The organism is Alloprevotella sp. OH1205_COT-284, assembly GCF_003859795.1.
In the GTDB taxonomy this organism is placed as follows: Bacteria; Bacteroidota; Bacteroidia; order Bacteroidales; family Bacteroidaceae; genus Alloprevotella.
This window is the reverse complement of the sequence record NZ_RQYI01000002.1, coordinates 99,135-123,313: the sequence shown is the minus strand read 5'-3', so window position 1 is coordinate 123,313 and position 24,179 is coordinate 99,135. Positions and strand designations below refer to the sequence as shown.

Below are 24,179 nucleotides of genomic sequence, written 5' to 3'. Positions count from 1 at the left end.
ACTTAAAAAGGAACTTCTGTAGGGCGATCCGGAATGGGGTTGTTCGCATTTTTTTGAGGAGCGGAAGGGGGACTGTCCGTATCGATGCTCATTTCTCGTTGCGATTTCGGAGTCAGCATTTCCATATTATTGACCCAAACCTCTGTCACATATCGTGTCACGCCTTGATGATCCACGTAGTTTCTTGTTCTCAGTTCGCCCTCGGCATAGAGTTTGTCGCCTTTTCTGACGTATTTTTCCACGATTTCTGCAAGCCTTCTCCAAAAAAGGAGGTGATGCCATTCTGTCCTTTCCGGAATTTGGGTTCCGTTGGGCAGTGTGTATCCTTGGGTTTTGGTGGCAAGAGATAGTTTGGCCGTGCAAACTCCATTGTCGACATAGCGGATTTCCGGATCTTTGCCGACATTTCCAATGAGCATGACTTTATTCATGGCGACAGAAAGAAGAATTAACGAATGCGGTCGATAGAACGTATTTTGTTGTCATCGCGCTTGATTGCACGATATGCCAACACACACAAACACACAGCTCCCGGTGGTAGCAGAAGTGTCCAATTGGGACTTACAGAGGTTTGTGCAAACGCCTCCGTCAGCAGATAGGTTGTAATGCCGATCATGGTGAGTTGCGCAAGGATGAGTACTGTCGAGCAGAGCGCCCACCGCATTTGGCGGCGACGATTTTTAAAAGCAAACAGCGTGCGGAAAGGGGCATAAACGGAAAGTACGGTGAGGGCTGCCAAAACGCCTTGCGAGAGAGACATGCTATAAGGCTCTGCGGCTTTGGCTTCCACTCCCCAAAAGATGAGGGTGTAGAAGCCGGTTTCGCCGACTTTGACCCATAATATAGGAAAAAAACAAACAGCCAGCATCAGCAGGGAGGCCAGAAGGAGATAGAGGCTTTGAATACGCTGAATCATAATCGAAAGTTGAGAGGGTAAAAGCAAATAAGGTCTCCAAGGTCGCACAGACTTTTAGAGACCCTATCGGTGGGGAAAACGATCAGTCGTTGTTGAGTTGCTGATCGCGTTCTTTCTGAGGGTTGCGGAAGTAAACTTTTCCTCGCAAAAACTCATCGGCAGCAATGAGTGTGCTTTTCGGCAGTCGCTCATAATAGCGAGAGATTTCTATTTGCTCCCGATTTTCAAAGGTTTCTTCGAGGCTGTCGGAGTTGGAGGCAAATTCTTTCAACTTGCGACTGAGATCTTCCTTCATCTTCACCGACACTTGATTGGCACGTTTGCCCATGATCACGAGGCTTTCGTAAATATTACCGGTGGGTTCCGCAAAGTCCATCAAATTGTGAGTGACGGTGTTGGTCGGTGCTTTTGATTTCTTATAATCCATGAGATGTATAGTGTGATTGTTTGTTTTACAAAGTTGAAAGCTATCGCGTTGGCGCTGTTTTCAGATAGCTTTGTGCTTTTTCGAATAGGTTGGTCGCTTCTTTCATAAACTTCGATTGGGGAAATTCGTTCATGAAGCCATAATATTCGTCGACCGCGTTGCCATAGCGTTCTCTTTTTTTCTCCTCGATGCTTTGTTCGGCCAAGTCGAACTTTGACTTCAAGATGAGAATGGCAAACTCCTCTCTTCGAGAAGTATAAGGATAGTCGTTAATGGCATTTTGTGCCGTGACGATACACGCCTGATAGTTGCTTCCGCCATTCGTGCAGTTTCCGAAATAAGAGCCTAAGTCGTAGTACAGTTTTGCCGCGGCATATTCTTTTTCGATCAGCTTATCCTGTAATTCGAAAATGAGCTTCATGGCTTCATCTCGGTATTTGCTGTTCGGATAGTTCTCCGTGAACGCCTGAAACTCGGTAATGGCCGAGTAGGTGTCGCTCTGGTCTAAATTGGGTTCCGGTGTGTTTTGATAAAGAGAACGTCCGCAAAACAAGCGTGCTTCCTCTACATATATTCCATTCGGATAAGATTCGTAGTATTTTTTGAAATAACTTGAAGCCGCATCATAACTTTCGGCCTTATAGGACGCCATTCCCAAGAGAAACAGCGTTTCTTCTGCGCGTTCTGTTCCTTTTGCCCCTGCAATCAAGTCAATCAGCAATGTGGCCGATTGGTCATACTTCCCTTCGTAGTAGTATTGCTTGGCTGCTTCATAACGATAGTCGAGGTCTGTGCTTTTCAGTACCGCATTGTAGTCGGAGCAAGCATTCAAAACCAAAATTGTGATCAGCAGCGCAGTAAAGGTCTTCTTCATGTGATACATAATTGAAATGCAAAAATAAGAAATCCATCGTATAAAAACAAGTCTGTGGTCTTATTTAATCCTTATTTGCAAGGGTTATGTCGGTTATCTTGCTGTTCGATGTGACAAAATCGAGATGATAAAGCTCAAAAGAGTGAAAAACAATCTTCTAAGCTTGTGAGAACCGAAAAAAGAATGTATTTTTGCTCCGCTTCTACGAGATAGGAGCTTTTGATTATTTTTATTATAAACCGGGGACGTGTCCCCATAAATCACAATCCAACTTTAATGGCAACTCGTATTCGTTTGCAACGCCACGGCCGTAAAGGCTACGCTTTTTACAGCATCGTTATCGCCGACGTTCGTGCACCTCGCGATGGTAAGTTCACCGAGAAAATCGGTACTTACAACCCCAACACTCATCCTGCAACCATCGATCTTAATTTCGAACGCGCCCTCCACTGGGTAGAGTGCGGTGCACAACCCACCGACACCGTTCGCAATATTCTCTCCGATGAGGGCGTACTTCTTATGAAGCACCTTCGCGGAGGTATCAAGAAAGGTGCTTTTGACGAAGCTGCCGCCAAGGCTAAATTTGAGGCTTGGAAGCAAGAGAAAGACAACAAGACAGCAACTCTCACCGGAAAATTGGCAGAAGCCAAGAAGACCGCACTCGCAGCTCGTCTTGAAGCCGAACAAGCTACCAATGCCAAAATAGCCGAAAAAGTGGCCGAGAAAAAAGCCGCAATTGCCGCTGCCAAGGCAGAAGCCGAAGCCGCAGCTGCTCAGACCGAAGCAGAAACCGTGGAAGAAGCTCCCGAAGCTCCTGCACAAGAAGAGGCTCCTGCCGAAGCATAACCACCGACAGAATCCTGTTTTGGAAATCTGTTGTTTTCGGACAGCCGAAGTTTTCATAATTAATGAATTTCACCTCGACACCCCAATTGCGTCGAGGTGTTTTCTTTTAGAAAAGACTTGCCTTTCTTGCGATAAGTGAATTTGCAAGAAAACTTATGTCCTTCTTATTATACGTCGTGATCCGCCTATATACACACCAAAGCAGAGATTGTTGAAAAACATACACGAATCTCCGAAGTTGTTTGAAATTCAGAAAGTTGGGAGTGTATACGGAGATTTTCTTTTATGCCGAACGGGACGTCAAGTTGTTGATATACAGGCGAGAAAGAATGTATGCGGATTTTTCTAAAACCTACACATCATACATTGTTAAGGTGTGGAGAGTCTGTACGCCTTCTCGACACAAGATGTAGGATGTAAAGACGGATGTAGTTGATTGGCAGCTTTGTATACATCTTCAACGCACTGCATATCTGCGACTTATGTGGAGTAGTGTAGGATATGTAGGTGAAAAAAGAAAAAAGTATTGTTGGGGGATGACAGGTGGGCTTTAACGAAGAATGAAGTTTATTCTCTTCGATTGGTTTGAATGTTTTTCCGATTGGTTTGAACACATTTTGAGAGGTAGAAGAAGATTCTATAAAGGAGGTCGTGCGAACGGAGTAACGAGTAGAAAAAACTATCACAAAGGTAGTTTATGCCGTTTATCCGGCGGTTGCCGAATTATGGCTGTCCGCTAAAAACCGAACTCTTCTCGAAAAAAATACCGGACAGCCATATTGTCGAATAATCACAAGGTCGAGAGAGGTTGAAACACAAAAAAGCGAGGATTGCGTAATGATGCAACCCTCGCCGATTTATTGCAGAGATGTTTTATTTTTTCTTTTTGTTTTCTTTTGTGTCGCCCAATTCCACTGTGTAGGAACGATTGAGGCCGCTTTGGGTCTTTGCGCGAATCCACAACACACGGTCTTGGCTCATATTGGCTTCCTTGACAGCTTCTTCAAAGTCTGTCACAGAGTTCATGGTGCGATCATTGACTTGTGTGATGATGATGCCTTTCGAGATGCCGGCGTCCATGAGCTTTCCGCTGCGAATGCTGCTGACCAACAAACCATGGCGCAACCCCAATTCGCGTTTTTCCGTGTCGGTCAGCGAGCGGAGTGCGGCTCCCATAGATTCTGTGTCGATGCTTTCGATGTTGGTTGTCGTGCCTTGAATGTTGCGCAAGGTGAGCGTTGTGTTGTGTGACTTCTTGTTGCGGAAATAAGTGACTTTGACTTTATCGCCGGGACGATGAATGGCCAATACTTCTTGGAGTTGTCCGAACTTTTCGATAGGCTTTCCGTCTATGGCGGTAATCACATCGCCTTTTTGCAAACCACCGGCTTCGGCCGCTCCGTCGGAAGCTACTTCCGTGACATAGACGCCGGAAAGAGTGCCGAGATCAACTTCTTTTCCCTTTTCTTTCTCCATGTCAATGTGTGCAGAGAGATCTTGTCCGGTCACTCCGAGAAGGGCACGTTGAACAGTGCCGAATTGTTTGAGATCTTCAACAACTTTGGTCATAATGGTTGTCGGTATGGCGAAACCATAACCGCTGTAAGAACCGGTCTGGGAGATGAGCATGGCGTTGATGCCCACAAGTTCCCCTCGTGCATTGACAAGAGCACCACCGGAGTTGCCGGGATTGATGGCGGCATCGGTTTGAATGAAACTTTCAACCGGATTTGCACCCGACATGCGTGCTTTGGCACTGACGATGCCTGCGGTTACGGTAGAGGTAAGTCCGTAAGGGTTGCCGATGGCCAAAACCCATTCGCCCACTTTGAGATTGTCGCTCGAAGTGACGGGGATAGGGGTTAAGTCGTCGGCTTCTATTTTGATGACGGCCAAATCGGTGTTTTTGTCGAGCCCGATGATGCGTCCCTTAAATTCGCGATTATCGTTGAGCTTCACCAAAATCTCATCGGCGTCTTGGACGACGTGGTTGTTGGTGACAATATACCCGTCTTTCGAAAGAATTACTCCCGATCCGGCACCGCTGCGTTTGGGAGCTTGTTGCTGTTGCTGGCGGCGTTGTCTTTGGCCTCTGCCGAAGAAATCTTCAAAGAAGTCTTCGAAGGGATCGAAAAACTGCACGTTGGGTTGCTTGCTGCTGGCCGAAACTTTGATGTAGACCACGGAATTGGTGGCTTGTTCGGCTGCGTAGGTGAGATCGATCGGCTGGCCGGCGGAAGGAGCCGTGGGGGCAGTGGCTGTTTCCGGAGCGGTGGCCGAAGAGGTGGCTTTGACGGCTACTGCTGTTAATCCACTACTCAATAATGTAGAGAGTACGAGTATTGCTACGTTTTTCTTGTTCATAATAGTTTAGTGGTTATTGGGTTAATATAAATTATTGCGCTACGGAATTTTCTCAAAAATCAAATATGCCTTGGAGTGCTGAAAAAGAGTGAGACAATGGTACTGCGAAAGCATTGCAAAAATAAAAGTTTCCAACAAAAAAGAAATGGACGGCCGAGGGAAAAACCGTGTTTTTGAATTTATTTTACAAATCGTTCGTTTGGATATTCGTTCCTGATAACTTCAATGGACAAATGACACGACACATTAAACTGCGCGGTCGGAAGTTTGAGGGTTTTCCTTAGAGAATGCCCCGTGGCGAAGAGGGAGAAAGCTGCGGCGGAAGAAAAGGAGCGAGGAGATCATACGGCCATTAAGTCGGCCATGATGCCGTCTGAAAGGAAGATGCCCTTGGCAGTGAAACGCAGTTCTTGTTGAGGGGAGAGCGTGAGTTTTCCGGCTTTCAAGTGAGGCTTGGACATTCGCAGCAGATATGCCTGCCGTTGCGGATCGATGAGGGATAGCGGAAGTCCCTCGGCCGTTCGGAGGCGCGTCATGATAAGTTCGTTGTAGTGCTCATCGTCCGAGAGTATTTCCGTTTCGTGCGGAACATCGGCAAAAACTCCGTTTTCGTTGGCGGGGCAAATTGCCGAATTGTTGTAAGCGGTCAGTTTGGGCAGATTGTGGCGGCGTGTGCGGATTCCGTCAAAAGAATGAGCACCGGGGCCGAGACCGATGTAGGGTACTCCCGTCCAGTAACTTGTGTTGTGGCGTGAGCGAAATCCCGGACGAGCGTAATTGGAGATTTCGTAGTGTTCAAACCCTGCCGATTCGGCTTGCTTGGTGAGGAAGGCAAACATTTCGAGCGAAAGCTCCTCTTCACGCTCTTTGAGTTCTCCTTTGTTGAGCCGGCGATAGAGCACGGTGCCCGGTTCGTAGGACAGAGCATAGGCGGAAAGGTGAACAATGTTTTGTTCGAGAGCCGTTGCCACTTCTTGTTGCCAGTCGTCAATACTTTGTCCCGGCAATCCGTAGATGAGGTCTATGCTGATGTTGGAAATACCGGCTTGTTTCAGCATCTCTACGGCCTCCATGGCTTGCCGGGCATTGTGTCGGCGATTGAGAGATCGGAGCATGCGGTCGTCAAAGCTCTGTATGCCCAAACTGACCCTATTGATGCCCAAACGAACAAGTTGGCGCGCTTTTTCGAGGGTGATGTCGTCGGGATTGGCCTCAAACGTGATTTCGACATCATCGACAAATACGCAATTTTCACGAAGAGCTTTGAAGAGCATAGTCAGCTCGTCATCATCGAGTTGAGAGGGAGTTCCTCCGCCGAAATAAAGAGAGGATACAACTTCCTTGGGGCGACGAAAACGCAATTCCTCAATGAGGGCATGGGCAAAAGCGTCACGTTCCTTTTTGCCATGCGTCGTGCTGTAAAAACTGCAATAGGTGCAACGCTTTTCACAAAAAGGAACGTGGATGTAAATGCCCGTCATGACGGATTGGCAGATGAGTAGATAATACTGCCGGGAAGTTGGCGGCAGTTGTATCGGGAAGCCATAGTTTCACCATACGCTCCTGCGGATCGAAAGACGATGAGGTCACCGCGTCGGGTGGTGGGGAGTTTGTAGTCGGTGTGGAACACGTCGCTGCTTTCGCAAATGGGGCCGACAATGTCGTAGACTTCTTCTTCGGCAGAGGTGGAAGTGAGGTTGAGCGTATGGTGATAGCTCCCATACATGGCCGGACGCACGAGGTCGGTCATGCCGGCATCTACGATGACAAACTGTTTCTCGTGTCCTTGTTTAACATAAACGACTCGTGAAACAAGACTTCCGCATTGTGCTGTCACCGAGCGGCCTAATTCAAAATGCACTTCTTGATTCTTGCGAACTTGAAGCCGCTCTTTGAAAGTGGAAAAATAGGCTTCAAAATCCGGGATCGGATGAAGATCGGGGGTTTGATAGTCCACGCCCAATCCGCCACCGACGTTGATGCTCGGTGTCGCGATGCCTTCGGCTTCGAGGAGAAGTTGGAGTTGGTTGATGCGGTCGGCCAAGGCGGCAAAAGGCTGCATCTCGGTGATTTGGCTGCCGATGTGGAAATGAAGACCGATGTATTCGATGTGGCTCAATTCTTGTGCGCGACGAATGGCGGCGATCATGTCGTCCATTGCAAGCCCGAACTTGTTTTCGTTGAGGCCGGTTGTTATTTTGGCGTGTGTATGGGCATCGATGTTGGGGTTGATGCGAAAGGCAACTCGCGCCTTCTTGCCGGATTGGGCTGCAAGTGCATTGATGTTTTCCAGTTCGGGAAGACTTTCTACGTTGAAGCAGGCGATGTCGATGTCGAGTGCCGTTTGTATTTCCCGATCGGTTTTGCCCACTCCTGCGAAAACGATTTTTTCGGGAGAGAAACCATATTCTGCCGCAATTTCCACTTCTCCGCCGCTCACGCAGTCGGCTCCCAATCCGGCTTGGGCAATGGTGCGCAGGATCTCGGGATGTGCGCAGGCTTTCACGGCATAGTGGACGTGGAAGTGAGGGCTGTCGGCGGTAGCACTCTTGATGGCCGTGAGGGTACGTCGCAGTAGCGAGAGGTCGTAGTAATAGAATGGGGTTTCTTTTCCTTCGAATAGTTTAGGGTTCATTGCGTGTCGGTGTCTGTGTTTAGAGAGGGATGCCAATGTGCGACAGACTCGTACATCGGCATCCTTAAATGAACTTGAACCTCGGAGAGGTCAGGCAAAGAGTTTCTCTTGCAAAGCTTTTAGGGCTGCTTTTTTGTGTTCCATTTTGATGAGGAACGAAATGTTGTGGTCGGAGCCGCCGTAGCTGATCATTCGGACGGGAATGTCGCGGAGAGCGTTTGCGGCAAGACTTTCGAAACCTTCGTTGCTCCAACGGAGATCGCCCACCACGCAAATGATGCACATACCTTCGTCCACAACAACGGTGCCAACTTCTTTCAGTTCATCGACGATGGCGGCCAATCGGCTCGTGTTGTCAATGCTGAGCGAAACGCCGACCTCGCTGGTGGTAATCATGTCGATGCTGGTTTTGTATTTGTCGAACACGTTGAAAACCTTGCACATGAAACCGCTGGCCAAGAGCATGCGGGAGCTGACGATCTTAATGGCCGTGATGTTGTCTTTGGCCGCCACGGCTTTGATGACGCCTTCTTGCTGATCGTTGTTGATGAGCGTGCCGGGGGCTTTGGGGTCGAGCGTGTTTTTGAGCCGAACGGGCACACCGGCATAGCGAGCCGGCTGAACACAGGTGGGGTGGAGGATTTTGGCACCGAAGTAGGCCAATTCGGCTGCTTCTTCAAAATTGAGTTGGCGCACGGGAGAGGTGCCTTCCACGAAGCGAGGGTCGTTGTTGTGCATGCCGTCGATGTCTGTCCAAATCTGGATTTCGTCGGCACGTATGGAGGCTCCGATGAGCGATGCCGTGTAGTCGGAACCTCCACGTTGGAGATTGTCGACCTGTCCGTCGGCGTTCATACAAATAAACCCTTGTGTAATGTAGATGTCATAGTCGGGATTGGCTTTGAGTTGTTCGTCGAGCTTTTCGCGAATATAGGCCACGTCCGGTTCGCCGTTGCGGTCGAGCTTCATATATTCGAGGGCGGGGAGCAGGTAGGTTTTTACACCGATTTCTTTCAAATAGTTGGTCACCATGTTGGTGCTCATGATTTCGCCCTTGGAGAGAATAACTTTCTCGTCGGCATCGGAAAATTCTCTGCCTCGAAAATCATTGAGTTGAAGGAAAATCTCATCGAGCAGTTTGCGCGTTTTTTCCAATATGCGCTCATCGGAGTAGAGGGCGGGGAGATGCTCGTGATAAGTGCGTCGCAAGGCGTTGACCACGCTTCCGGCTCCTTCCGGGTTTCCTTTGCGGAAATAATCGGCAATTTCCACGAGACTGTTGGTGGTTCCGCTCATGGCAGAAAGTACGATGATCTTTTTTTCTCCGTCTTCGGTGATGAGCTGACAGACTTCCTTCATTCTCTCAGGCGTGCCTACGGAAGTGCCGCCAAACTTGTAAATTTTCATATCGGTGTTCTTTTTGTTTGTATCAATGTTTGAACGGGAGGGCTGTTAAGTGCCGATGCACTGTGTTTTTCGGGAGAGTATGGCTCATGCCTTGACAAAGGTTTGGTCTTTGACCTCATGAATTTCTCCGTTGGCACAATGATATACGATGCCGGGAAAACGAGAGAGATATTGGCGGTTGTGGGTGACCATGACAACGGCAGTGCCCGATTCGGTGAGTGAGCGCAACAGTCTGACGATGCGTTCGCCGGTTTCGTTGTCGAGGTTGCCGGTGGGCTCATCGGCCAAAATGATCTGTGGCTTGTTGAGCAAGGCTCTGGCAATGGCAATGCGTTGCTGCTCACCTCCCGACAGTTCATGAGGATAGTGGTGCTGATAGGCAGACATCTCGACTTGTTCCAACACTTCCTTGATGCGTTGTTCGCGTTCCGAGCGTTGTTTCCAACCGGTGGCTTTCAGCACGAAGTCGAGGTTTTGTGAAATCGTGCGGTGTTGGAGGAGCGTAAAATCTTGGAAAATGATGCCCAGTTGGCGACGCAGTTCGGGGATGTGTTTTGTGCGCAGTTTCGACAAATCGGTGTCGAGTACGCGCGCCTCTCCGCCTTCAAAATCAAGTTCGGCATATAGCGTTTTCAGAAGAGAGCTTTTTCCGCTGCCTACGCGACCGATGATGTAGATAAATTCATTTTTGTCTACTCGGAAATGAACATTTCCCAAAATCTTGCGGTCGTTGATGCAGATGTCGATACCTTTTATGTCGATGAGCATGATTGTCTTTTGAATGTTAGGGAGTTCGGACTTGACACATCGCGGTTTTTCGCGAAACAAAAGTGAGCAACTTATCATGATGGACAAGGAAGACTGCGACGTGTGTCAATGCTGCAAAATTACTGCTTTTCATGGAATTTCACAAGGAAAAGGTTTACAAATTCACTGCGAGGAAATCACGGAGGAAATGAGAGCGTTGCACCGGAGGCTTCTTGTGAAAATCGTGACCGGCGGGAGAAAATAGTGCAGAGGAAAGAAAGTGTACGTGGACACGAAGAAGAAAAACCTCAAAAGAGTCTGTGGAAAAAGGCGACAAAGAGAAAACGACAAGGCATATTAGAGAGAAAAGCTGAGGGCGAAAAAGAGTGGCATGACACGACCGGAAAACTACAAAGGAGCCGGGAAAAACTACTCGTTATCTAAAATTTTCCGGAAGGCTTGTAGAATTTTCTACTCGGCATGTAGATCGAGCGATGTTTTTTTCGTAGTTTTGCTCTATCAATCTAAAACATCATTGCCCTTCGGTGGGAGCGAGTGTACCGGCTCGACATCGCCCGGCAAAAAGACTGATTTATGGAAAAATTCGATCTTTATATTTTAGGATGCGGCAGCGCATTGCCAACGGGCAGACACTATCCCACTTCGCAAGTGTTGAACATTCGCGAAAAGCTCTTTATGATAGACTGTGCAGAGGGAACGCAACTGCAACTTAGGCGTCAGAAACTAAAATTTTCCCGACTTAATCATATCTTTATTTCACATTTGCACGGCGATCATTGCTTTGGACTGATCGGTATGTTGAGCACGTTTGATCTGCTGGGACGAACATCGAAACTTCACATTTACAGTCCGGGAGAAGATTTAGAGAAGTTGATGCGGCCGTGGATTTCTTACTTCTGTCGATCTATCGGTTATGACATCGTTTTTCATGCCATCAACTCCAAAGAAGAGGCAATCGTCTATGAAGACCGCAGCTTGACGGTGAGCACCATTCCGTTGAAACATCGAGTGCCTTGTTGCGGATTTCTATTTCGTGAAAAAAGTCCGTTGCCCCACATTCGCCGCGACATGATTGATTTTCTCGGTATTCCTTTTTACGCCATCAACGCGATCAAGCAGGGAGCCGGTTGGACAGATGCCGAAGGAAGGATTTGGAGGCATGAAGAGTTGGTGACGGCAGCAGATACGGGACGCAGTTACGCCTATTGCTCCGACACCGTTTATCGTCCGCAGTTGTCGGAAATCGTGAAGGGCGTGGATTTGTTGTTTCACGAATCCACCTTCGCCGACGACGCCTTGAAGCGCGCCAAAGAAACCTATCATTCCACGGCAAGACAAGCCGCCACCGTAGCGAAGAATGCAGAGGTAAAACGTTTGATCATCGGGCATTTTTCGGCCAGATACGAAGATGAACATCAGTTGCTCGAAGAGGCGAAATCCGTGTTTGCCGATACGATATTGGCCAAAGAGGGATTGAAAATATCGTTGTGATGCCGACAAAAGGATGATGGGGAAGAAAAAAGACGAACCACAATAGTGCTTTTTGCAGTAGAATTAACTATCTTTGCAATCGTAACTTAACAAAAACGAAGATTCGGCGTCAGACGAGAAACAAAAGTCTTTTCGTTGCCGTTTTTTCTTGGTAAAAACAGAAAGCCAAAACCCTTCAAGAAATGAAAGAAATAGACTGGTCGAACCTTGCTTTCGGCTACATTCCCACGGACTACAACGTGCGTTGCTACTACCGAAATGGAGCTTGGGGAGAAGTAGAAGTTTCCTCCTCTGAAACAATCGATATTCACATGGCCGCAACCTGCCTGCACTATGGCCAGGAGGCTTTCGAGGGGCAAAAGGCCTTTCGGTGTCCCGACGGAAAGATCCGTGCTTTTCGTTTGGAAGAGAATGCGGCACGTTTGCAAAGCACCTGTCGCGGCATCTTGATGCCCGAAGTGCCCACCGAACTTTTTATCGAAATGGTGCGACGTGTGGTGAAACTCAACGAACGTTTCGTTCCGCCGTATGAAAGCGGTGCCGCCCTTTACCTCCGTCCGCTCCTCATCGGAACGGGAGCACAAGTGGGAGTGAGGCCGGCCGAGGAGTATTTGTTTGTCATCTTCGTCACTCCCGTAGGCCCTTATTTCAAAGGAGGTTTTGCCACGACCAACTATGTCATCACCCGCGAATTTGACCGTGCCGCTCCTCATGGAACGGGAACCTATAAAGTGGGCGGAAACTATGCCGCCAGTTTGCGTGCCAACAAGTGGGCGCATGACAATGGCTATTCTTGTGAGTTCTATCTCGACGCCAAAGAAAAGAAATATATCGACGAGTGTGGAGCAGCCAATTTTTTCGGCATCAGAGATAATACTTATATCACGCCGAAATCGAGCTCTATTCTGCCCTCCATTACCAACAAAAGTTTACAGCAGATTGCTCTCGATTTGGGATATAAAGTTGAGGTGCGCCCCATTCCCGAAGAGGAGTTGGCCACGTTTGAAGAAGCGGGGGCTTGCGGAACGGCTGCCGTGATCAGTCCTATCGGGCGCATCGATGATCCGGAAAAAAATCTCAGTTATGAGTTTTCCAAAGACGGAAAACCGGGGCCTGTTTCCGAAAAACTCTACACAAAACTCCGCAATATCCAATATGGTATTGACCCCGACATTCATGGCTGGATCACTGTCATCGAATGAATTCAAACCCGATGACAAGGATGTTGCAATCATGGATATTTGTGCTTTTCACTCGTAACCTTACACTGACTTTATGAACAAAAAACTCTTTTTTGTGCTTCCCTTTTTGGGGACTTCCATGCTTTGGGCCGGTTGTCAAAACGAAAAAATGAAACAGCAGGAGAAGGAGTTGGAAGAACTGCGCCAACTTGCCGAAATGGATCGTCGAGAAATGGAAAATCAGTATGAGCAGTTTGCTTTGCAATATGATGAACTTAAAAAAGGCGTTAAAGACGACTCGCTACTGATTAAACTCACCCAAGAGCAAGAACGAACCAAGCAATTGCTCGAAGAGTTGCGCAGTGTGAAACGGAGTGATGCCGCCGAAATTCGACGTCTTAAAAAAGAATTGGAAGCCGTGCGCGCTGTTTTGCGAACATATATCATACAAGTGGATTCGCTTACTCGCGAAAACGGACGGCTTACGAGCGAACGAGATGAAGCACGAAATATGCTCGACAATGCCAACTCGGTCATCAATAATCTCGACATGGAGCGTGCGCAGTTGTCCGACAAAGTGGCCATTGCTTCCCAACTGAATGCTTCGGGCATAGCCATTTCTCCCATTAAGAAAAACTCCAAACCGGCCAAGAAAGTAAAAGATGTGGTGCGTTTCGGCATCAATTTTGTCATCAATCGAAATGTGACGGCCGCCACGGGAGAACGCATGGTGTATGTTCGCCTCATGAATCCGAATGGGACGGTGATCGGCGTGTCGGGCAGTTTCGGTTACGAAAACAAAACGCTCGAAAGTTCGGCCTCGAAATTGATAGAATACACCGGAGAGGAACAACGTGTAAGCCTCGTGGTGTCTGTTGCCAACGACTTCCTCTCACCCGGTCGCTACACGGCACATGTCTTCTGCGATGGACAGATGATCGGAACCGGAGCTGTCAATATGGATAAATAGCGACTTCTTTTTACAACTCATTCTATTCTTCTAAATCATATTATTTTATGAAAATCAAAAGCCTTTTTGTAGGTGCCCTTGCATCGCTGCTTTTTGCAGGAATGGCCGTGGCGCAATCGTCCTCGCAGTCGCATTATTCCGATTCGGCCAATTGGACTTGGAATAAAGGTACGATCGTAACCAAAACTCCCGAACGAGAACCCGGACAAACTCACGTTATCGGACTCACCGCTCCCAAGATGAAGACGGTTCGTGTGGGATTTGTCGGACTTGGTATGCGCGGCCCCTCTGCCGTTAATCGTTTTGCCCACATTCCCGGTGTGCAGATTGTCGCATTGTGCGACTACGAGGCTGCCCGTGCGGAAAAGTGTCAAACTTCTCTTCGCAAAAAAGGACTTGCTCCGGCAGATATTTATTCTGGCGCAGAGGGATACAAAGAATTGTGCGCTCGCCCCGACATCGATCTTGTTTACATTGCTACGGATTGGGATCACCACTTCGTTGTGGCCAAATATGCCATGGAAAAAGGAAAGCATGCCGCAATTGAAGTGCCTTCGGCCATGAACTTGGATGAGTGCTGGCAATTGGTGAACCTTTCCGAAAAGACCCGTAAACATTGCATGATCCTCGAAAACTGCTGTTATGACTACTACGAACTTCGTGCGCTCAACATGGCACAGTCCGGAGTATTTGGAGAGGTCATTCGTGCGGAAGGTGCTTATATTCATGCCCTCGATCCTTTTTGGAAGAGCTATTGGGTCAATCCTGACGGAAAAGACGCAGACAAATTGGGTTGGCGTCTGAAATTCAACAAAGAAAATCGTGGTGATGTTTATGCCACCCATGGCCTTGGCCCTGTGGCACAATGTCTTGATATCCACCGCGGAGATCGTTTCACCGTGCTCACGGCGATGGACACCAAATCTGTACACGGCAAGGCGTTGGTGGAGAAAATCACGGGAAAACCTTGCGACGACTTCCGCAACGGAGATCAAACCACTACGCTCATGAGAACTGCCGGAGGAAAGGTAGTGGAAATTCAACACAATGTGATGAATCCCCAGCCTTACAACCGACTCTTCAAATTGACCGGAACAAAAGGTTATGCCACCAAATATCCCACGCCGGAGTATGCCCTCGACAAAAAGCAACTCGTGGAAAGCGGTGTGACACCTGCCATTGATGATTTCAGCAGCCATGGTTTCCTCCCCAAATCGGAAGCTAAAAAGCTCGAAGAGAAATACGAACACCCGATTATTAAAAAGTACGGAGAAATCGGTCGTGAGATGGGACATGGCGGTATGGACTACATGATGGACGCTCGTTTGATTTATTGTCTTCAAAACGGCCTTCCTTTGGACATGGACGTGTATGACCTTGCGGAGTGGTGTGCGCTTGCCGAATTGGGGGCACTCTCTATGGATAACAACTGCGCATCTGTGGCTTTCCCCGATTTCACTCGCGGACATTGGAATGAACTGAAAGGCTATCGCCATGCTTACAATACCGTCGATGAAGCTGCTGTTGAAGCAACCGCCAAAGCATCTACCGAAGCGCAAATAGCCGCTACTGCCAAGTTTAAATTGTGGGATTTGTATGATGCGGCGAAAAAAGCAAAGACATCCAAAAATGCAGCAAAGGCCAAGAAGGCTTATGACGCAGCAAAGGCTAAATTTGTAAAAGCTATTGCCTCCAATAAAAAATAACAACCTCATTTTTCTTAATACAAGAGTCCGCGCCAAAATATAGGTTTGACGCGGATTTTTGTATTAACGAGAAAGATTGAAGGTTAAGCAGAGTCCTACTCGTTATATTGCTGTCCGATAAACCTCAAAACCACATAAACTGCTTTCCCGAAGCTTTGTATAATGGCGTTTCGGGCTTTCTTTTTCAAAAAAGCAAGCCTTCCTCGTCAAATAAAATTCCGATGTGCTCGAACACATCTTTGCATATACATCAAACGTGGTTTTAAGGGGGTAGGATTGCTCATGACGTAGGCTCTCCCTATGTTCTTTTCGTAAAATCTCGAAAACATACACTACGATTTACATGTCGCTGAATTTCAACGAAATGCAAGTGTATACAAGTGGTTCTTCAATATACACTGAAAGAGGATAAGTCGATGATAATCAGATGGGAAATGAATGTAGACAGATTTTCCCGAAACCTACACTGCATACATGAACGATTTTGGGCATCTGCACGATTTTCCGATAGAAAGTGTAGGTTATAACGACGAATGTAGTTTGTTTTCTGCGTTGTCTACATTCGCAACAGTCTAAATATCTGCTGTTTAATTCGGTCAGTGTAGACAATGTAGATAAAAAGAAGAAAAACTCCCTGTAGAGGCTGGAAGTTGCCTTTTTTCTTACGAAGAATTGTTTCACTCCCTCTTCGGTTCGTCCGAATATATCTTAATGCGTCGGAGCAAATTTTACCCAAGAAGTAGGGAACACGGAGTAACGAGTAGATTTTTCTATCACTGACCTAAATCTCACTACTTCCTGCTTGTTTCTCTTCTCGGTGATTTTTCCTTTCAATATTGTTTGAAAGATCTTTTCTCAGGTATGGGAGCTTTGCAATTTTAATGTGCCGACAGACAACTTCTAAATTCTCGGTGGTGAGTTTTGCTGCGATCTTACAGTGCGTCAAGGTAATCGTGAGCATAGACACGACTTACGAAAAGACTTTATTGGCAGCAAGATAAAAAATATAGGAAGAGAAACAATGAAACCGAAGGAAATGCAGAAATCTCCATTAGTTGTTGAAGGCTTTACAATCGGGACATTCTCCTTTTTCGCGTAATGCCGCACCACAATTGCCACACTTATAGGAGGCTATGTTGTGGCGGAAGTGTTGTCGAAAAGCAAATCCCCAGTAAAACAGCAGCAGAGGATAGCCGATGTATAGATGTACGCTCCAAGTGAAAAATAAATAGAGCAACATGCAAATGCTCAACAATGAACTCAGATAAGACACGGAAGCGACAAGAGGGAGTTGTTTTCGAAGATCGTCAAGCACGGCTATCCCCACAATCAAAATCAGCCAAATGCTCATCAGAAAAAGGCGCAACAAAAGGGGATTCGGCTCAAAAAGGTTGAGCGTAGGGTGATAGTAGAAATGCTCCCACATGCCGGGCAGGAATTGTTGAAATGCTCCGTAAAGAACGGCAGATCCGCTGACAATGACACAGAGCAGAGTGGGGTAGAAGCTCTTGACATCATTGAAATGAATGATGAAAGAGTGGTCTTTTCTCGACCTTTGTATGCCCCACAAAAGGAAGGCACTTCCGACGATGAAAAACAGCAACGATAAACGATGATTGGAAAAAGTGTGGATGAAACGAGATATGGGGTTGTCGGGAATGGCCGATTGACGCAGTTCGCTCTCTTTTACCCAGCCCAGAGTTTCTTCGTCTTTGGCGACCATTGCCCAAATGTCGTCTTCCGATTCGGAAGAGCCCTTGATGAGATTGAGAACGACAACGACATCTCCTTGGGTCAAAAGTGTGCTGTCCGAGTTTGATAAATAACCGAATGCGTCGGGCGAGGTGTTTTCGAGTTGCAAACTGTCGACAATGAGGAAATAAAAATTTTTCCAATAATGATGTGTTCGTTTGAATGCAACCGAATCCAAAGTTGTCGCCGACCACGGATCGACGATATGGGGACGCTCTTGACGACACGATGAGATCATCAACAAGGTCCCGAGAAAAAATAGCAGATATAATCTACAACGTTTCATGGTGCACATACATTTCGCATTTGGAACAATCAAAAGTCAAAGGGAATGTTCGGCCGTCGGGCAACCGCAAAGCCAGTGGCTCCTTCCAACGAGGCGGACGCTTCGTTTCTTTCGGACATTCTCCGTGAGCATAGCGCAAACAATGTCGGCAGGTCATCAAAATGGCTTTGGGAGGAGGGGCGATTTCGTAAGCCGGAGCTACATCGGTTGCACCATGTTCGCGCAGAAAATCTGCCGCCAAACGATTGGCGACATTTGCCGTGAAATCAAAATGCTGTCCGGACAAATCCAAATGCTTTGAAATCGGCCGACGATAATCGCGCTGATGAGCGTTGATGCAAGCCTGCGTTAATTCCCGTACAAGACGCCGCCGCCAATCGGACAAGACGGAGGAGGGTATAAAACGTTCATCCTCAAAATCAAACGACACCTCTGTTACTTTGAAAGGCGTTCCTCCCATTCGTGACAGTTGTTGGGCGATATGTTCTTGTTGAGGACTTCGAGCCGTGTCAATGGGCTGTTTGAAAAGAAGTGTCAGCGTGACGTTGCTTTCGGTGAGTGCCGTAAGCACGTAGCCTTCCGGAGCATTAGACTCCGTGAGCGATAGTTTGACGGATAATACACGTTCTCCGACCGGACGAGATAAAATTTGCTCAAAAGACTTGTCTTCATTTCGAAACAAAGGTGTGCCGGGCTGCAAAGAAGACGGCATTTGCAGGGGAAACAGTTCTTTCCCTTCAACACGGTTCACACGAAACCCTTGAAGTTTACCCGTGGAATCGAAATAACACAGTCCGTCGCCGTTGGAGAAAGCAACGGCACTTTGTACGGTGAAGGATTTCCGACCGATTTTGGTGACACGTCCCACGGCAGCACCGACCGATTTCGGGGTGTTCATCGCCCATGTGTCTTTACTTCGGCCGTGCAGGAAGTAGTCGGTAAATCCTCTGTTGAATGTTTTTTCCACATGAGGTGAAAAATCCGGAGAAGAGTTGCCGAATGAAGATCTCCGGTATTTGTCGGGATATTGCCGTATGATCTTGTCCAAACTTTTCCGATAGTGAGCCGTTACATTTTTGACATAGGCGAGATCTTTCAAACGGCCTTCGATCTTGAAACTTCTCACCCCGGCTTCCAGCATTTCATAAAGGCTGTTTGTGCGGTTCATGTCGCGAAGTGAGAGGTGGTGCTGAGTTGAGATCAATGTTCCGTTAGCGTCTATGAGATCAAAAGATAATCGGCAAAACTGCGCACACCGCCCGCGATTGGCCGAGCGTCCGAAACAGTGTTGGGAAACATAACACCGCCCGCTGTAACTCACACACAAAGCTCCGTGTATGAAAGCTTCGATCGGAAGAGTGGTGCTATTGACTACCTCTTTGATTTGATCAAGAGATAGTTCGCGTGCCACCACAATTTGTGAAAAACCGAAATCTTCGAGAAGGCGTACTTTTTCGGGGGTACAGTTGTCCATTTGCGTGGACGCATGGAGAGCTATGGGGGGAATGTCGAGTTTGAGAATGGCCAAATCTTGAATGATGATCGCGTCTACTTCTATATCGTAAAGCCGACGGATCAATGCTTCGACTTGTTCCAATTCGTCGTCATAAAGTATGGTGTTCAAGGTCACGTAGACGCGTGCGCCGAAAAGATGGGCATACGAACACAAACGAGCAATCTCCTCAATGCTGTTTCCTGCCGAAGCGCGGGCTCCGAAAGAGGGGCCACCGATATAAACCGCGTCGGCTCCGCAACGTATGGCTTCAATTCCGATTTCGGCATTTTTTGCCGGACATAGTAGTTCGATGGTCTTCATTCAATAAGTGTCAGAAATCCTAAAAGGAAGAGGTGGTACACGAGCATGAGGTTTAGCTCTTATTGAGGGAATCTCCAAAAACAATAATACGTTTGCTCCCTATCCGCATGGACGAATAGGGAGCATCGCGGTTTTGTGAGAGCAACCATTGGGTGTTTTCCCGTGATCGAGTCAATGACTTTACTTCGTCTTGACTTTATAGCGGCAAGAGAAACGACCGCTCAATAGAGTGGAGAGTTTTTTCTTGATCAGCTGCTTACGAAGGGGAGAGATATGATCGGTAAAAAGTTTACCTTCGAGATGATCGATCTCGTGTTGAAGCACTCTTGCCAAAAAACCGTCAAGCCATTCGTCGTGCTCTTCGAAATTTTTATCCATCCAACGAACACGAACGCGCTTCGGACGCCGTACAGACTCAGATATACCCGGAATGGACAAGCAACCCTCTTCCAATAATTCGGTTTCGGTTTCGTCACGTTCCACGATGTGGGCATTGATGTACACTTCTTTGAAATCTTTATATTCCGGGTAGTCTTCCGCAAGAGCATCCAAACCAACCACAAGTACGCGAATGGGAAGTCCGATTTGGGGAGCGGCAAGCCCGACACCATCGCTGTTTTCCATCGTTTCATACATGTTTTCTATGAGAACTTCCAAATTCGGATAGTCGGGAGCTATATCTTGTGCGACTTCTCGCAAAACGGGTTGTCCGTAGGTGTAAATAGGTAAAATCATAGTAGCAAATATTTGAATTGAGCAAATCAGAAAGATTTGCGACTTTCCATATAATTTTGAAGAATAATCGTCGCAGAAACCTCATCTACCAGAGCTTTGTTCCGCCGTTTCTGTTTCCCTATTCCGCTGTCAAGAATAGCCTTATGTGCAAGAACGGAAGTAAAACGCTCATCATAAAACTCTATGGGAATATGGGGCAGTGCAACAGTCAAACGACCGGCAAAACTTTTGACTCGTGCATAATTCTCGGAAGGTGCTCCATTCGGCTGTATGGGAAGCCCGATGATAAACTTCTCGACAGGTTCTTTTCTGACATAATCTTCTAAAAACGCGAGCAGAGTATGGGTTTCTATCGTAGTGAGGCCATTGGCAATAAGTTGAAGAGGATCGCTCACTGCAATTCCGGTTCTTTTTTTTCCATAGTCTATGGATAATAAGCGCATAGCGAAAAAGAAGATTTTTAGTTGTAAAGAGTGAAGCGGAAAAGCCGGCATGAGTTTTTTTTCATGCAGGCTTCCGATAAATATATCTCAGAAAAGAAAGGTCATGTTTAGCAGGATAATGAAAAACGAAATGTTTTCATTTCTCATTTCTTTTCTCCCGAAATATGCCCATAACCATAACGGTAACCGTAACGGTATCCATGACGATGATAACCATAACCTCGGTATGCGTCGTCTGTACCATTGAGAATGAGCGACATGTGAGGATAACGATCCGAACGATAGAAATCCTCGATTTCGGGAAGCATGGAGCGTTCCAAGAGGTGTGCTCTCACCACGAAAAGAGTTTGGTCGGCATGCGTACTGATAATCAAGTCGTCTGCCACAATTTCTACGGGAGGGCAATCTAAGAAAATATAGTCGTACTCTTTTCGCAATTCGGCAATGGCCAAGCCCAAACGTTCGTCGTGCAACAATTCTGTCGGATTGGGAGGGATTGTACCGACGGGTATCATATCGAGATCCGTATCTTGATATTGTTTGATTACTTCTGGCAATTCGCACTGTCCGTTCAAGTAGTTTGCTATACCCATTTTCGGACGTCCGATGAATTGCGAAGAAGCGGCCTTTCTCATATCCAAGTCGATTATAATCACCTTTTTCCCTTTGATGATCAAGCTCATAGCAAGATTCATGGTCAAGAAGGTTTTTCCGGATCCGGGGTTGGCCGAAACAATCATCGAAACAGTTCCTTTTCCAAATCGTTTCGAACAAAATTCGAAATTCGTACGCAAAACTCGAAACGCCTCATTGATGACATTGAAAGATTGAGGTTTCACCACAAGTTCAAAGTTATCTGTTCGAGTCGCTCCATTCTCCTTTTTCAATCTTGCCAGCAAACGTTTTAATAAGGGATCTCGACTTCCATTGATATGAGGAATTTCTCCGATATAAGGCAAACTAAGATCTTTTATATCCTTTCTTCCTCTAACACGGGTGTCAAGCATCTCTCTGAGGTAGAAATAAGCAAACGGAAGAGCCAATCCCAATACTATGGCGATCAAGAGAATATTTCTTTTGACGGGAGATACAGGCTTCTTTTTCCCCATAGGAGGGGAGATTACCCGTAAATTAGAAGCTGTATAGGCAATGGAAAGCTCATTCTCTTCTCTTTTTTGCAAAAGATAAATATACAAGGCTTCTTTCACGGCCTGTTCGCGCCCGATAGAAGTAAGATAAGAGGTTTGAGTGGGATTTTGCGCAATTTTTGAAGTCAGCATTTTTTCTTGTGCTTCAAGATTGCGAATTTGGGTTTTAATCGTAAGCAATAAGTTATCAATAGAAGCGATTATGGCCTGTCGTTGTTTGGATATTCTTGCTTCCAACTCTATGACCGTCGGACTTTTTTCCGAGCTGTTCATGATGAGGCGATTACGCTGTAATATATTTCCATTGTAGTCACCGATCAACGCCTCAACGGAAGAGGAATTGATGCCTGAGTTGGCCGGCAAAAGATCAAACTTATTCTTCTCATTTGTAAGCATTTGGCTTACATAACGCGTCATGTAGAGCTGATTGTTCAACTCCATCAGCTTATCGTCGTTGGCAGAAGTTTTCTGCATGTAGAGCTTAGAGGCCGACTCTACATCCGGTAATAAATTAGAGCTTTTATAAGAGGAAATATTCTTATCCACATTTCCCAAATCACTCTCAATGACACGCAAACGCTCATTGATAAACTTAGAGGTGTTTACTGCAACCTGATTTTTGTCTTCAACCCAATTTTGGTTGTATACATCTATCAAAGTTTTCAGTACATCCTCTGCGCGTTCCACTGAAACGTCATTGATGGAAATATCTACCATCGTCGATTCTTTTTCTTTTAATTCGACGTTGATACGTCCAAAATAATCCACGACATCAGACAAAGGATATTTTACAACCTGTATCGATTTTTTGAGCAACTCAAAGTTTTTAGTGGGAGTCACTAATATATCGCCGACAGGTGTTTTTACAACTTGTTTGAATCGTCCTTTTATACGAAGTTCTTTGTCTTTCTTTTTCGTATTCGCAGACTCGAAGCCGGTGAGTTCAAAGCTTCCGTCTTGTTGATAGTTGATGGACAAGCGTGCTCCTTGTTCTTCATTTAAAGACAAAAAGCGCACTTGAAAGGGAAGTGTCCGGCCATAGAGCGTTATGTCATGAAAAAATCCTTCGACACTGTAATCTATGTCTAAATGCAATCGCTTCACGACATCTTCCATCAACGCGGGAGATTGAAAAGAAAGAATCTCATTGCTGACACTGGTATTTTCAAAGAGTCCTAATTGGGACAATTGTTGTTCGACACTCCGCCCTCCTCCTTTGGTGTTCTCTTTGATCATAATCGTTGTATAACGATTATAAACAGGAGTGGTACGAAGAATAATCAAGACTCCGAGTGCCAAAGACAATATCAATGACAAAAGAAACCAATACCACTTGGAAAGACAAAGATACAGAATGTCTTGAATATCTACTCCGGTTGTCTGCTCATTTTGCGGAGCATTCACTTCATTTTCTACCATATATCAAGCTTAAACTCGTCTTATTTCTTTAATAAATTACTGATCAAAACGGCTACTGATACCATAACAGAGGTCATGGATAAGTAAATCGAAGGGTTTTGCCATGAGTTACTCCACGGAGTGCTCTGTCTTTGTTTCGTAATATTAGGTTGAACATATACCACATCGTTTTGTTTAAGCTGATACACGGGAGAGGAATACACACTTTGTGCATTCGATAAGTCTACACGATAGGCCTTTTGGGTATTTCCTTCGCGACGAAGTACCAATACATTTTGACGTTCTCCCAAAATCGTAAGATCTCCACATTGGCTCAATGCCTCCAATATGGTGATCTGATCCTTGTCTATGGTAACTCTTCCGGGACGATTAACCTCTCCAATAACATTTACGAACATGTTCATCACTTCCACCGTCACAACGGCATCGTTCAGCAACTTGTTATTGATCAGTGTTTTTTTGATCTGATCGGCCAACTCTTCGCGTGTGTATCCTGCCGCACGGATTTTTCCAACCCCCGGAAAGTCTATATTCCCCTTAGAGTCAATATAGTACGGCATACTGCTTTGAGCTCCATAATAAACCCCTGTTGCCCCTATGCGAGCGGCTTGAATCGGAAGATTATATTGTGCTGCTTGCTCCGGAGTAAGAGAACTGCTTACGGCAATATTTAGTTTGTCTCCGGCTTGCAAATGTAAATACTCGTTATTGATCGTCAGTTCTGCCAATTCCGAATTGGCATGAAGATCTTGAAAATAAGGAACTTTCTGATAGGATTTACAAGCACCGAACAAAATCATCGAAAATCCTAAAATGAACAGAGATCTTAATGTCATATATTATGTTTTTCTTATATCGTTTCCATATATTTGGAGGCAAAGATAAGTTGAATAAACGAAATGACAAAGGCAATAAAAATATTTTTATTTTTACTCTTTATATAACCCTTGTTTTATTTTCCGCAAATGACAATCTTAATCAACGCAATAGAAAAT

Annotated in this window: 19 protein-coding genes and 1 pseudogene; 5 read left to right on the top strand and 15 right to left on the bottom strand. The window is 46.3% G+C overall.

All coding sequences use genetic code 11. The features are described from left to right. Positions 1-2: 2 nt before the first annotated feature. The 4 genes from EII14_RS01440 to EII14_RS01425 form a co-directional block, all read right to left on the bottom strand. Positions 3-419: a single-stranded DNA-binding protein gene (locus EII14_RS01440; RefSeq protein ID WP_233569326.1), complete on the bottom strand. Its 417-nt coding sequence runs from the start codon at positions 417-419 to the stop codon at positions 3-5. Positions 420-448: 29 nt separating this feature from the next. After that, positions 449-916, bottom strand: coding sequence for a DUF4293 domain-containing protein (locus EII14_RS01435; protein ID WP_124930788.1), 468 nt, complete (start codon positions 914-916; stop codon positions 449-451). Positions 917-998: 82 nt separating this feature from the next. Continuing rightward, entirely contained in the window at positions 999-1,343 is a 345-nt protein-coding gene (locus tag EII14_RS01430) for a DNA-directed RNA polymerase subunit omega (RefSeq protein ID WP_124930787.1), read from the bottom strand. Between the two features lie 40 nt (positions 1,344-1,383). Next, positions 1,384-2,217: an outer membrane protein assembly factor BamD gene (locus EII14_RS01425; protein ID WP_124930786.1), complete on the bottom strand. Its 834-nt coding sequence runs from the start codon at positions 2,215-2,217 to the stop codon at positions 1,384-1,386. A gap of 276 nt (positions 2,218-2,493) precedes the next feature. Between EII14_RS01425 and EII14_RS01420 the strand changes: the two genes are divergently transcribed. Then, on the top strand, positions 2,494-3,063 hold the full coding sequence (locus tag EII14_RS01420) for a 30S ribosomal protein S16 (RefSeq protein WP_124930785.1): 570 nt from the start codon (positions 2,494-2,496) through the stop codon (positions 3,061-3,063). 873 nt (positions 3,064-3,936) lie between these two features. On the opposite strand, the gene EII14_RS01415 is transcribed toward EII14_RS01420, so the two are convergent. From EII14_RS01415 to EII14_RS01395, 5 genes are all read right to left on the bottom strand, one after another. Then, on the bottom strand, positions 3,937-5,427 hold the full coding sequence (locus tag EII14_RS01415; RefSeq protein WP_124930784.1) for a Do family serine endopeptidase: 1,491 nt from the start codon (positions 5,425-5,427) through the stop codon (positions 3,937-3,939). Positions 5,428-5,768: 341 nt separating this feature from the next. Further along, a complete protein-coding gene (gene hemW, locus EII14_RS01410; RefSeq protein WP_124930783.1) occupies positions 5,769-6,908 on the bottom strand; it encodes a radical SAM family heme chaperone HemW in 1,140 nt (379 codons plus the stop codon). Further along, complete coding sequence (gene lysA / locus EII14_RS01405; RefSeq protein WP_124930782.1) at positions 6,905-8,062, bottom strand: diaminopimelate decarboxylase; 1,158 nt, start codon at positions 8,060-8,062, stop codon at positions 6,905-6,907. The genes hemW and lysA overlap by 4 nt, the downstream gene beginning before the upstream one ends. A gap of 90 nt (positions 8,063-8,152) precedes the next feature. Then, complete coding sequence (locus tag EII14_RS01400) at positions 8,153-9,469, bottom strand: aspartate kinase (protein WP_124930781.1); 1,317 nt, start codon at positions 9,467-9,469, stop codon at positions 8,153-8,155. An 84-nt stretch (positions 9,470-9,553) separates the two neighbouring features. Continuing rightward, positions 9,554-10,237, bottom strand: a complete 684-nt coding sequence (locus EII14_RS01395; RefSeq protein WP_124930780.1) for a cell division ATP-binding protein FtsE — start codon at positions 10,235-10,237, stop codon at positions 9,554-9,556. Between the two features lie 573 nt (positions 10,238-10,810). On the opposite strand from EII14_RS01395, the gene EII14_RS01390 reads away from it, so the two are divergent. The 4 genes and pseudogenes from EII14_RS01390 (at position 10,811) to EII14_RS01375 (ending at position 15,585) form a co-directional block, all read left to right on the top strand. After that, positions 10,811-11,728, top strand: a complete 918-nt coding sequence (locus EII14_RS01390) for a ribonuclease Z (RefSeq protein WP_124930779.1) — start codon at positions 10,811-10,813, stop codon at positions 11,726-11,728. A gap of 173 nt (positions 11,729-11,901) precedes the next feature. Then, a pseudogene (locus tag EII14_RS01385) lies at positions 11,902-12,930 on the top strand (branched-chain amino acid aminotransferase); the annotation flags it as partial. A 73-nt stretch (positions 12,931-13,003) separates the two neighbouring features. After that, positions 13,004-13,879, top strand: a complete 876-nt coding sequence (locus EII14_RS01380) for a hypothetical protein (protein WP_124930777.1) — start codon at positions 13,004-13,006, stop codon at positions 13,877-13,879. Positions 13,880-13,926: 47 nt separating this feature from the next. Then, positions 13,927-15,585, top strand: coding sequence for a Gfo/Idh/MocA family protein (locus EII14_RS01375; protein WP_124930776.1), 1,659 nt, complete (start codon positions 13,927-13,929; stop codon positions 15,583-15,585). A 1,051-nt stretch (positions 15,586-16,636) separates the two neighbouring features. Here EII14_RS01375 and EII14_RS01370 read toward each other — a convergent pair. From EII14_RS01370 to EII14_RS01345, 6 genes are all read right to left on the bottom strand, one after another. Next, complete coding sequence (locus EII14_RS01370; protein WP_124930775.1) at positions 16,637-17,515, bottom strand: zinc ribbon domain-containing protein; 879 nt, start codon at positions 17,513-17,515, stop codon at positions 16,637-16,639. 94 nt (positions 17,516-17,609) lie between these two features. Beyond that, entirely contained in the window at positions 17,610-19,439 is a 1,830-nt protein-coding gene (locus EII14_RS01365; RefSeq protein ID WP_124930774.1) for a U32 family peptidase, read from the bottom strand. Between the two features lie 180 nt (positions 19,440-19,619). Beyond that, the gene (def, locus tag EII14_RS01360; RefSeq protein WP_124930773.1) at positions 19,620-20,174 is read right to left on the bottom strand and encodes a peptide deformylase; all 555 of its coding nucleotides are present in this window, start codon (positions 20,172-20,174) and stop codon (positions 19,620-19,622) included. Positions 20,175-20,200: 26 nt separating this feature from the next. Beyond that, on the bottom strand, positions 20,201-20,617 hold the full coding sequence (gene ruvX / locus EII14_RS01355; RefSeq protein WP_124930803.1) for a Holliday junction resolvase RuvX: 417 nt from the start codon (positions 20,615-20,617) through the stop codon (positions 20,201-20,203). A 143-nt stretch (positions 20,618-20,760) separates the two neighbouring features. Further along, positions 20,761-23,184 carry a GumC family protein gene (locus EII14_RS01350; protein ID WP_124930772.1) on the bottom strand — a complete coding sequence of 808 codons (2,424 nt, stop codon included), beginning with the start codon at positions 23,182-23,184 and terminating at the stop codon, positions 20,761-20,763. 20 nt (positions 23,185-23,204) lie between these two features. Continuing rightward, positions 23,205-24,020, bottom strand: a complete 816-nt coding sequence (locus EII14_RS01345; protein ID WP_124930771.1) for a polysaccharide biosynthesis/export family protein — start codon at positions 24,018-24,020, stop codon at positions 23,205-23,207. Positions 24,021-24,179 lie beyond the last annotated feature (159 nt).

Excerpts from the sequence above, each read along its gene's own strand:
- EII14_RS01345 (WP_124930771.1), bottom strand. The coding sequence starts at position 24,020 with ATGACATTAAGATCTCTGTTCATTTTAGGATTTTCGATGATTTTGTTC.
- EII14_RS01430 (WP_124930787.1), bottom strand. The coding sequence starts at position 1,343 with ATGGATTATAAGAAATCAAAAGCACCGACCAACACCGTCACTCACAAT.
- def (WP_124930773.1), bottom strand. The coding sequence starts at position 20,174 with ATGATTTTACCTATTTACACCTACGGACAACCCGTTTTGCGAGAAGTC.
- EII14_RS01415 (WP_124930784.1), bottom strand. The coding sequence starts at position 5,427 with ATGAACAAGAAAAACGTAGCAATACTCGTACTCTCTACATTATTGAGT.
- hemW (WP_124930783.1), bottom strand. The coding sequence starts at position 6,908 with ATGACGGGCATTTACATCCACGTTCCTTTTTGTGAAAAGCGTTGCACC.
- EII14_RS01425 (WP_124930786.1), bottom strand. The coding sequence starts at position 2,217 with ATGAAGAAGACCTTTACTGCGCTGCTGATCACAATTTTGGTTTTGAAT.
- ruvX (WP_124930803.1), bottom strand. The coding sequence starts at position 20,617 with ATGCGCTTATTATCCATAGACTATGGAAAAAAAAGAACCGGAATTGCA.
- EII14_RS01390 (WP_124930779.1), top strand. The coding sequence starts at position 10,811 with ATGGAAAAATTCGATCTTTATATTTTAGGATGCGGCAGCGCATTGCCA.
- EII14_RS01350 (WP_124930772.1), bottom strand. The coding sequence starts at position 23,184 with ATGGTAGAAAATGAAGTGAATGCTCCGCAAAATGAGCAGACAACCGGA.
- EII14_RS01420 (WP_124930785.1), top strand. The coding sequence starts at position 2,494 with ATGGCAACTCGTATTCGTTTGCAACGCCACGGCCGTAAAGGCTACGCT.
- EII14_RS01380 (WP_124930777.1), top strand. The coding sequence starts at position 13,004 with ATGAACAAAAAACTCTTTTTTGTGCTTCCCTTTTTGGGGACTTCCATG.
- EII14_RS01375 (WP_124930776.1), top strand. The coding sequence starts at position 13,927 with ATGAAAATCAAAAGCCTTTTTGTAGGTGCCCTTGCATCGCTGCTTTTT.
- EII14_RS01400 (WP_124930781.1), bottom strand. The coding sequence starts at position 9,469 with ATGAAAATTTACAAGTTTGGCGGCACTTCCGTAGGCACGCCTGAGAGA.
- EII14_RS01395 (WP_124930780.1), bottom strand. The coding sequence starts at position 10,237 with ATGCTCATCGACATAAAAGGTATCGACATCTGCATCAACGACCGCAAG.
- lysA (WP_124930782.1), bottom strand. The coding sequence starts at position 8,062 with ATGAACCCTAAACTATTCGAAGGAAAAGAAACCCCATTCTATTACTAC.
- EII14_RS01365 (WP_124930774.1), bottom strand. The coding sequence starts at position 19,439 with ATGAAGACCATCGAACTACTATGTCCGGCAAAAAATGCCGAAATCGGA.
- EII14_RS01440 (WP_233569326.1), bottom strand. The coding sequence starts at position 419 with ATGCTCATTGGAAATGTCGGCAAAGATCCGGAAATCCGCTATGTCGAC.
- EII14_RS01435 (WP_124930788.1), bottom strand. The coding sequence starts at position 916 with ATGATTCAGCGTATTCAAAGCCTCTATCTCCTTCTGGCCTCCCTGCTG.